At 73.9% G+C, this 8,086-nt stretch carries 4 protein-coding genes; 1 reads left to right on the top strand and 3 read right to left on the bottom strand.

Annotated elements, in window-relative coordinates; genetic code table 11:
• A partial coding sequence (locus J7E93_RS35020) for an ATP-binding protein (RefSeq protein ID WP_215074075.1) occupies window positions 1–4,153 on the bottom strand: 4,153 nt, incomplete at its 3' end.
• 126 nt (window positions 4,154–4,279) lie between these two features.
• Window positions 4,280–5,176, bottom strand: coding sequence for a DNA/RNA non-specific endonuclease (locus J7E93_RS35015; protein WP_215074074.1), 897 nt, complete (start codon window positions 5,174–5,176; stop codon window positions 4,280–4,282).
• A gap of 125 nt (window positions 5,177–5,301) precedes the next feature.
• Between J7E93_RS35015 and J7E93_RS35010 the strand changes: the two genes are divergently transcribed.
• Window positions 5,302–6,129 carry a caspase family protein gene (locus J7E93_RS35010; protein ID WP_215074073.1) on the top strand — a complete coding sequence of 276 codons (828 nt, stop codon included), beginning with the start codon at window positions 5,302–5,304 and terminating at the stop codon, window positions 6,127–6,129.
• Window positions 6,130–6,236: 107 nt separating this feature from the next.
• On the opposite strand, the gene J7E93_RS35005 is transcribed toward J7E93_RS35010, so the two are convergent.
• The coding region (locus J7E93_RS35005) for a LuxR family transcriptional regulator (RefSeq protein ID WP_251067531.1) at window positions 6,237–8,086 on the bottom strand (1,850 nt) is incomplete at its 5' end.

Here is an 8,086-nt window from a genome sequence, read left to right as displayed (position 1 = left end):
CGTCCGCCCAGGGCCCGCGGGCCGGAGAGCCCGCGTCCATGGCGGCGGCGACGCCTTCGACCAGGTCGCCGCTGCGGTCGCGGAGCATCAGCGCCCGCCAGGCGAGGCTGTCCAGCGTCCCTCGCCTGCGCGCCTCCCACAGGGCTTCCTCGACCGAGGCGTGCGACAGGCCGAGCCGCGGCCCGGCGCCGGGCCGCGACTCCTGCCCTGGCGTACCGGCCGCCGACTCCAGGATGCGGGTCAGGGGCTCCCGCAACTGTGGTTCGTCGGCCATGGCGGTGTCGATCCAGCGGGCGAGGGCCTCCACGACCGCCGTGTCGTCGGCCGGAAGCCCCACGAGCCTCAGGGTGTGCTCCAGGAGGCGGGGATCGGCCCGGGACGCCGAGGCCGCCGCGGCGCGGGCCAGCGCCGGCTGCCGGGCCAGCTCCTCGTCCGGCATGTCCCGCAGCGAGCGGGCCAGGCGCCCGTCCAGCTCGGCGGAGCCCTCGTCCGACAGCGCGGCCAGACGCGACCGGGCCACCAGGACGCCCATCGACTCGTGGGCGAGGCCGAGACCGGCCGCGAGGTCCTCCGCCTCCTGCAGATCACGGTCGGCGTCGGCGAAGTCGCCCTCGTCCTGCGCGAGTCGGGCGGAGAGCTGCAGCAGCTCCAGCTGCGTCTCGACGTATCCCGCCTCGCCCGCCCGGTCCACGGCCCGCTCCGCGCTCTCCCGCGCCTCCCCTGCCCTCCCTGACCTCGCCAGCGTCTCCACCAGCAGTGCGTGCAGCCTGCTGCAGGGCGTCCACGGCCGGCGCTCGGCGAGCCGCTCCGCCGCCGCCTCCACGTACCCCTGGGTGAGCAGGTCCTCGACCTCGCGGGCGGCGATCCGCTCCCAGTCGTCCTGGTCGGCCTCGGCCATGATCCGGTCCGGTACGTGTCCGCCGATCCTGCCCAGCAGGAACGCGGCCGAGCGGGCCGGCATGTCCCGGTCGGCCCCGGCCAGGTGCCCGGAGACACCGGGCTCCCAACGGCGCTCCACCGTACGGGGGTTCTCGCCGAGCCTGAGCCGGTGGTAGATCTCCTCGGCGCGCGCCCGGGCGCCTTCGCGGGCCGCGTAGTACGCCACCGCGCTGTGATCGACGGCCCGCATGAGATCGGTGCGCGCGGTGTCCGAGAGCCGCAGCATGATCGAGCGGAGGTCCGCCCGGTGCCGTACCGCCTGGGGCCCGGCCGACTCCATCAGGTCGAGCCGGGAGACCAGTCGGCCGAAGAGACCGCGAGCCTGCTCGGGGGTGTCGACGTGCAGCCCGGCCGGCCCGGCGAGGACGTCCCGGATCAGCTCCGGGGTGATGTACCGCAGGGCCAGGCCCGCCTGCACCGTGGCGCGCAGGTCGTCGTCCGCGATGTGGTTGAGGATCCGGTCGTACAGCGTGCCCTGGATGAGCATCTGGTCGACCTTGTGGTGGAAGTAGCGCCGACGTGAGGGAAGGCTCTCCAGCAGCTCGCTCAGCGAGGCGGAGCCGGCGCCGAGGGCCGCTGTGGCCCGGGCCGCGAGTTTGAGGCTGAGGGGATGGCCGCCGACGCGGTCGACGATGTCCCGGGCGACCGTCTCGTCGTCGACGCCGCTGGACGTCAGCAGCTCCACGGCCGCCGGCTCCTCCAATTCGCCCAGCTCCATGACGCGGGGCGTGAGCACCCTGGCGGGGTGGTCGATGGGGGCCCGGCCGGAGACGATGAAGCGCAGCCGGGGGTAGGCGGCGCGCAGGGCCGTCCAGATGGCCCACATGCGGCCGATGACCGGCGAACCGCGGTACTGGGCCTCCTCGAAGGAGTCGAGGGTGATCACCAGCGGTGGGTCCATGACCGCCGGATCGGGGTCGCGTACGGCTTCGGCGACCAGCCCGGCGACCTTCTGGGCGAGCTCCTGCTCACGAGCGCTGGCCCGGGCGTGGAATCCGGCCGAGTAGTCGCGGCCGAGCGTCGCACGGGTGGCGGAGAGCTGGTGGAGATCGTCGAACTGGTCGCGCTCGCCGCGCTGGGACGCGGCGGTCTCCTCGCACTCGTCGGCGAGCGCGTCGAACGCGGCGCGGTGGTCCTGGTACTGGATACCGAGCTGACGGGCGATCTCGGCGATCACCGTGGCCGGTTCGTGGATGGACAGTGTGGGCCGCTCGAAGTCGATGTAGGCGAAGGGGAATCCGGTGGGGGACGCGTGGAGGCTGTCGACGAGGAACTTCGCGAGCAGGGTGCTCTTGCCGATGCCGCCCACGCCGTGGATGAGCACCGGTGGCTCCGCCGGTTCGGCGGGAAGCGCGATGTAGGAGCGCAGGGAGTCCAGTTCGCGCCGGCGCCCGTGGAAGGTGCCCTGGACGAGCCGCCGCATCGGCTGGAGCAACCGGGCCCGCTCCAGGCGATGCTGTACGTCGTCCACGTCGGGCAGTCCGGTCGTGCCGGGGATCCGGCTCAGCCACAGCACGGCCTGCAGGGTGTCCGCGAGCGCCTCGACGTCCTGCACCGGAGGCCGGGTAGAGGCACCGATGACGCCACCGGTGGAGACACCCGCCGAGTCCGTGTGCGAGTCCCTGTGCGAGCCACTGGGGGAGGCGCCGGCGGCGGCACCGGGCGGGCCGTGAGGGGCGACATCGGGGGAGGCCTGAGCGGAGACATCGGGGGAGGCGTCGGAGAGCAGGGCGAGTGCGGTGCGCTCCGGCCCCGGCCCGCCCGGGACGAGACCGATATTGGCCTCCAGGGCCCGCCGGGCGGCCCGGGGGCCTTCGAGGCCGCTCAGCGTCCGCTCACGGACCTCCGGCTTGAGGACCCAGGCCTGGGAGGGATGCGGGGCGAGCGCCGTGCAGTCGTCGACGAGCGCCAGGGCGGCGCGCCCGGTCGGCTCGCTCTCCCCGGGCAACCGGAGCCGGGCCGGGTCGAACGCCTCCAGGAGACAGGCCGCCTCACGGTACGCCTGCCGCAGCTCCGGGAGGACCGGCGGCGTGCCGGGGAACGCCGGCACCACCCGGCGGAACACGCCGTCGACGTCACCGCCACCGGTTCCCCCGCGGTGGCGCCGTACCGTCTCCTCCACGGCGGTGCAGACCCGGCGCATGTAACTCTCTTCCGTCCCGAGGGCGTCGGCCGCCGACATGACCTCGGTGACGGCTCTCTCCACCAGCTCGGGGATGGGGCCCGAGGGCAGCCCGTCGTCCGTCGCGTGGCGCTCCTCGTCGAAGAACTGCCGGAAGTACGCCCGCAGATCGTCCTCGCCCACGATCCGCGCCGTGTCACGGCACTCGTTCTTGCGGATGTCGTACGGCAGTTGTCGCGTGCTGGGGGAGTAGCCGAGCAGGACGAGCCGGGGCACCGCGTCCTTCCGTACCGGAGTGTGCTCGTAGATCGCCAGCGCGAGCTTGCCGATGCAGTCCCAGACGTCCGCGTTCGGATCGAGCTTGTCGCACTCGTCGAGCACCAGCCAGAACCGGTCCTGAGCAGCCGTGGCGCGGCTGACGATCCGGTGCACGGCGTCGTCGACCGAGGGCAGTGGATCGTTCAACCGGGTCGGATTCAACGGGAAACCGTCCGCCTCCGGCCCCGCCACGAACTCCGCGAGCCGCGTCACCAGGCGGGCGGCCGTCGACGTGCGCGAGAGGGTCACCCGTACCGGACGGAACCCGCAGTACTGGCCGAGATGGCGGATGAGGCGGTACGAGTACGAGCGGCCGCTGTCCGGCTCGCCGTCCACGACCAGCACCGTCTGCTCCGGATCGGCCACGAAGCCGCGCAGCTTCTCGCGCAGCTCGGCCCGGTCGATGAAGACCTCGGTCCCGTTGCCGAGGACCAGGGCGCCGAAGGGGTCCCGGGAGGAGCGCAGCACCTCCTCGTCCTGCCGCAGCCGGGTGAGCAGGCCCCGCGCCTCGACCGCCCCGGGCGCGTCGGCCCCCGTCAGCGTGTCGAGCCCGGCCAGGGCGGCCAGCAGCCTGCGCTGGTGGGCGATGTCCCTGCGCGCGCCGCGCACCACCAGGCGCGCGTTCTCGTCGCGGTCCGGGGTGAGCGGGAGGTCCTCGACGAAGTCCGCGGAGAGACCGCTGCGCCGCAGCCGGGTGTGGGGATCGGGGGTGTCGAGGAGGTAGTCCCGCACCCAGTGGGTGACGAGTCCCCATTCCGTTTCGGTGAGCGGCATACCGCACCTGCCCGGCGGTCCCTGCACAGCGTCGGACGGACTGACTGATACCTGTCATGGTTTCACCGGGCGGAGACGGTGGCAAACGGGCGTTCCGCCGCGTCCGCCCGGGCCCGCCGCGCGGGTTCAGCCCTGCATGACGATGTCGTCGTACGACTCCAGACGCCACCAGCGGTCCTCCGGCGCCCGGGGCAGCGGCATGAGATCGACGTCCGGCAGCGGCCCGAACTCCAGCTCCGTGATCTCCGCGACGTCGGAGACCGGCACCTGGTACGTCCGGAACGGCCCGAGCGGCGGCGGCGCGCCCGCCTTCGCCCCGGCCAGCGCCCGCTCGGCGTCCCGACTGAGATCGGGGCTCTGGTCGAGGACGTACGCGGTCGCGGCGAGCGCCCCGTCCTGCATGAACGCGACCACCTTCCAGAAGCGCAGCGGCACCTGGACACCCCGGTAGGGAGGGTCGGAATCCTGCAACACGGGCCCCGTGAGCACCGTCAGCCTCCGGTCGAACTCGGTGGCGTGGTCGAGGAGATAGTTCTCCAGGCCCTGCCAGAGCTGCTTGCCCTGGTTGAACACGTCCGACTGCGGGGCGGCGTTCGTGTAGTAGAACGTGTCGGTGTTGGCCTGTCCCGCCACGGCCGCGGTGCCCCACACGGGGTCGAGCCTGCGCACCAGATGCCCCCGGTCGAGGCTGTTGTTCCGGTAGATGTCACCCCCCGCCTGCACCTCCGCGGGCAGGCGCGGATCGAACTCCCAGACGTCGTCCCGCGGTACGTCGTCGAGCAGCTGCTCGCCCTCGATGCACACCGCGGTGGAGGCGGCCAGCCGCCGGTCCGGCCGGAAGACCACGGTGAAGTGGGTGTACGGCAGGATCACCGTCTCGACCGCGGTGCGGGCCGGGAGGGGCAGCGGCACGACGGGGCCCAGGAAGCCCTCGTCGTAGCCGGTGCGGTCGGCCAGCGAGTCGCGGCGCGGTCCGCCGGACCGCGGTGGTGGCGGAGTGGGCGGGGGATCGGTTGCGTTCATACGATGTAGGTACCGCGCATGAAGGGCCGCGCTCGGCGCCGGGCAGCAGGCCACTCGATCAGACGCCCCCCCGTGCACTCCCTCCGCTCCCCCCGATCTCTCCCCTCGGACCAAGGAGGCACCCCATGCCCGCCGGTCTGTCCATCCACGCCGGACTCAACTCGGTCGACCCCGAACGCTACGAAGGCTGGGACGGCGCCCTCGTGGCCTGCGAGAACGATGCCCGGGACATGGCCCGGCTCGCCCGCGCCGCAGGCTTCTCCGAGACCGTCCTGATGACCGCGGACGCGACCGTCGACCGCCTCACCGCGGCGCTGCGCCAGGCCGCGGGCGAGCTCGCCCCCGACGACATCCTGCTCCTCACCTACTCCGGCCACGGCGGCCAGGTTCCCGACGTCACGGGGGCCGACGAGGAGCCGGACGCCCTCGACGAGACCCTCGTCCTCTACGACCGTCAGTTCCTCGACGACGAGCTCCATCGCGAACTCCGGGGTTTCGCCGAGGGCGTCCGGATCGTGGTCCTGCTCGACTGCTGCCACAGCGGCAGCGGCATCGAGCTTCCGGGGGCTCCGCTCCCCGAGACAGGGATCAGGCTGATGCCCGTACCGAGACAGCAGCAGATCTACGAACGGGACCGGGGATTCTTCGAGGAGCTGCAGCGCTCCCTCAAGGAGGCGTCCGAGGAGGTGGCGGGCCCGTTCGGCGAGGCCCCGGAGCCGTCGGCGGTCCTCATCTCGGCCTGTCAGGACAACCAGGTCGCCTCCGACGGCCAGGTCAACGGCGCCTTCACAGGGGCGCTCCTCGACGTGTGGCAGGGCGGCGCCTTCAGAGGCGGATACCGGTCCTTCCACCGCGCGATCCAGAGCCGGCTGCCGGCCACCCAGAGCCCGAACCTCTATCTGATCGGCAGTCCCCCGGCCGCGTTCCTGCGGCAGCGGCCGTTCACGGTCTGACCGACTGCCCGGCTAACCGGCTGACCGGCTGCCCGGCCTCCGTGGAGGGTGTCGGACCGGCCTGCCGGGGGTCGGCCGCGTGGGGCGTCGGACCGGCCTGCCCGGGGTCAGCCGCGCAGGGCGCTCGCCAGCTGCGCGCGGGAGCGGACGTCCAGCTTCTGGTAGATCCGGGTCAGCCGTGCCTCGACCGTCTTCACGCTCAGGTACAGCTTCGCGGCGGCCTCCTGGTTGCTGGCACCCTGCCCCACCAGACGGGCGAGACGCAGCTCCGCGTCCGTGAGCGAGGAGAGCGCCGGCAGGGCGTCCTCCCCCGCCGGGGTCTCGCTCGTCAGGGTCAGCCACGGAGCCGCCCCGGCCCGCTCGAACACCGCGGCCGCCGCCTGGAGCGCACTCTGCGCCGCCGAGCGGCGCCGCCGCCGGCGCTCCACCCGGGCGAGCGCGATGAGCGCCCGGCCGTGCTCCAGCGGCAGCCCGGCCTCGGCGAACCGCTCGGCGGTGCCGGTGAGCAGCTCCGCCGCCTCGTCCGTCCTGCCGCCCGCGGCCAGATACAGGGCGTGCGCCCGGTCGCAGCCGAGGAGCACGGTGGTCCGGCCCAGGCGCTCCGCCACCGGACGCACCTCGGCGAGCAGGTCGGCCGCCTCCTGGGCCGCGTCGTTGGCGAGGAGCGCCTCGGCCAGCTCCTCGTGCCAGCGGAGCATCGACGGGTCCACCGTCGACTGGGCGCGCTCGTTGGCCTGCACACGGCGCAGGGTCTCCAGGGCGGAGGCGACGTCCCCGTTGATCAGCTGGACGCGGCCCAGTGCGTAGAGGCTGCGGGAGAGGAAGACCCGGTCGCCCTCCTCCTCCGACGCCTGGACGCTGCGCCGGGCGTAGCTCGCGGCCCGCCCGAAGCTGCCCCCCGCCGTCTCGGCGAGCGCCAGCGTGTACCAGGCCGGTCCGGGGGAGAGGCCCGCCTCCAGGGTCAGCGCGAGGGCCTGCCCCGCGTGCGTGAGGGCCGCCGCGCACGCCCCGAGCCGGGACTCGATCGCGGCCAGCGTGGAGAACAGCTCGATCGTGTCCTCGACCGAGCCGCGCCGCCGCACCAGCGGCAGCAGGGCGTTGAGTTGATCGCGGGCGTCGGCCAGCCGGTCGTCGAAGAGGGCGTGACGGATCGTCAGGATCTGTGCGGCGTTGCGGATGCCGAGCGGCCGCTCGGCCATCTCCAGGCCCCGCGCCTGGGCCAGTACCGATTCCGCGTCCGAAGCGCCCAGTGCCCGGTCCATCCGCGCCTGTACGGTCAGGGCCTGGGCGGCCGTCCGGGGGTCGCCCATGGAGGCGGCCAGGGCGGCGGACTCGACGGCCGCGGCCCGCGAACGCAGCGGATCGCCGTCCGCCAGCACGTACTTGACGGCCAGCCGGAGCTGCACGGCGGCCCGTAGCGCGGTGTGACCCTCGGAGTCCTCCATGGCGTGGACGTACATCTCGTCGAGCCCGGTGAGCCCCTGGCCCGCGGTGTCGAGGACGGCGAGCCGGGCCCGTACCCGGTCGGAAGGGGTCGCGTCCCGGGCCAGCAGATCGGTGGCGGCCCGCATCGCCAGGTCGGCGCGGGCCGCGCGGGCGGCCTCCTCGGCGGCGTCGACGAGCCGGGCGATCCGCTGGGCGGCGTGCCGCATCGGCGTCGACTCGGCGGCGAGCAGGGCCAGTTCGGCGGCGAGCGCGCTGTTGCCGCGGCGGCGCGCGAGATCGGCGGCCGCGGCGACCTCGGCGGCGAGGGCCTCGTCGGGGATGTCGGTGGCGAGCGCCCGGTGCCGTACCGACTCGACCGGATCGTCCACGACCTTCGCGAGCGCGGCGTGACCGGCGCTGCGCTCGGCCCAGCAGGCGTCGTGGACCAGCGTCGAGGGGAGGAGCCCGGCGGTGAAGGTGACCGTGCCGTCCTCCGCGAGCGCGACCAGGTCGGCGCGTTCGGCGGCCGCGA

It is taken from the genome of Streptomyces sp. ISL-36, from assembly GCF_018614205.1.
Lineage (GTDB): Bacteria > Actinomycetota > Actinomycetes > Streptomycetales > Streptomycetaceae > Streptomyces.
Note: the sequence above shows the minus strand (reverse complement) of the source record. Positions and strands in the feature narration are given on the sequence as shown.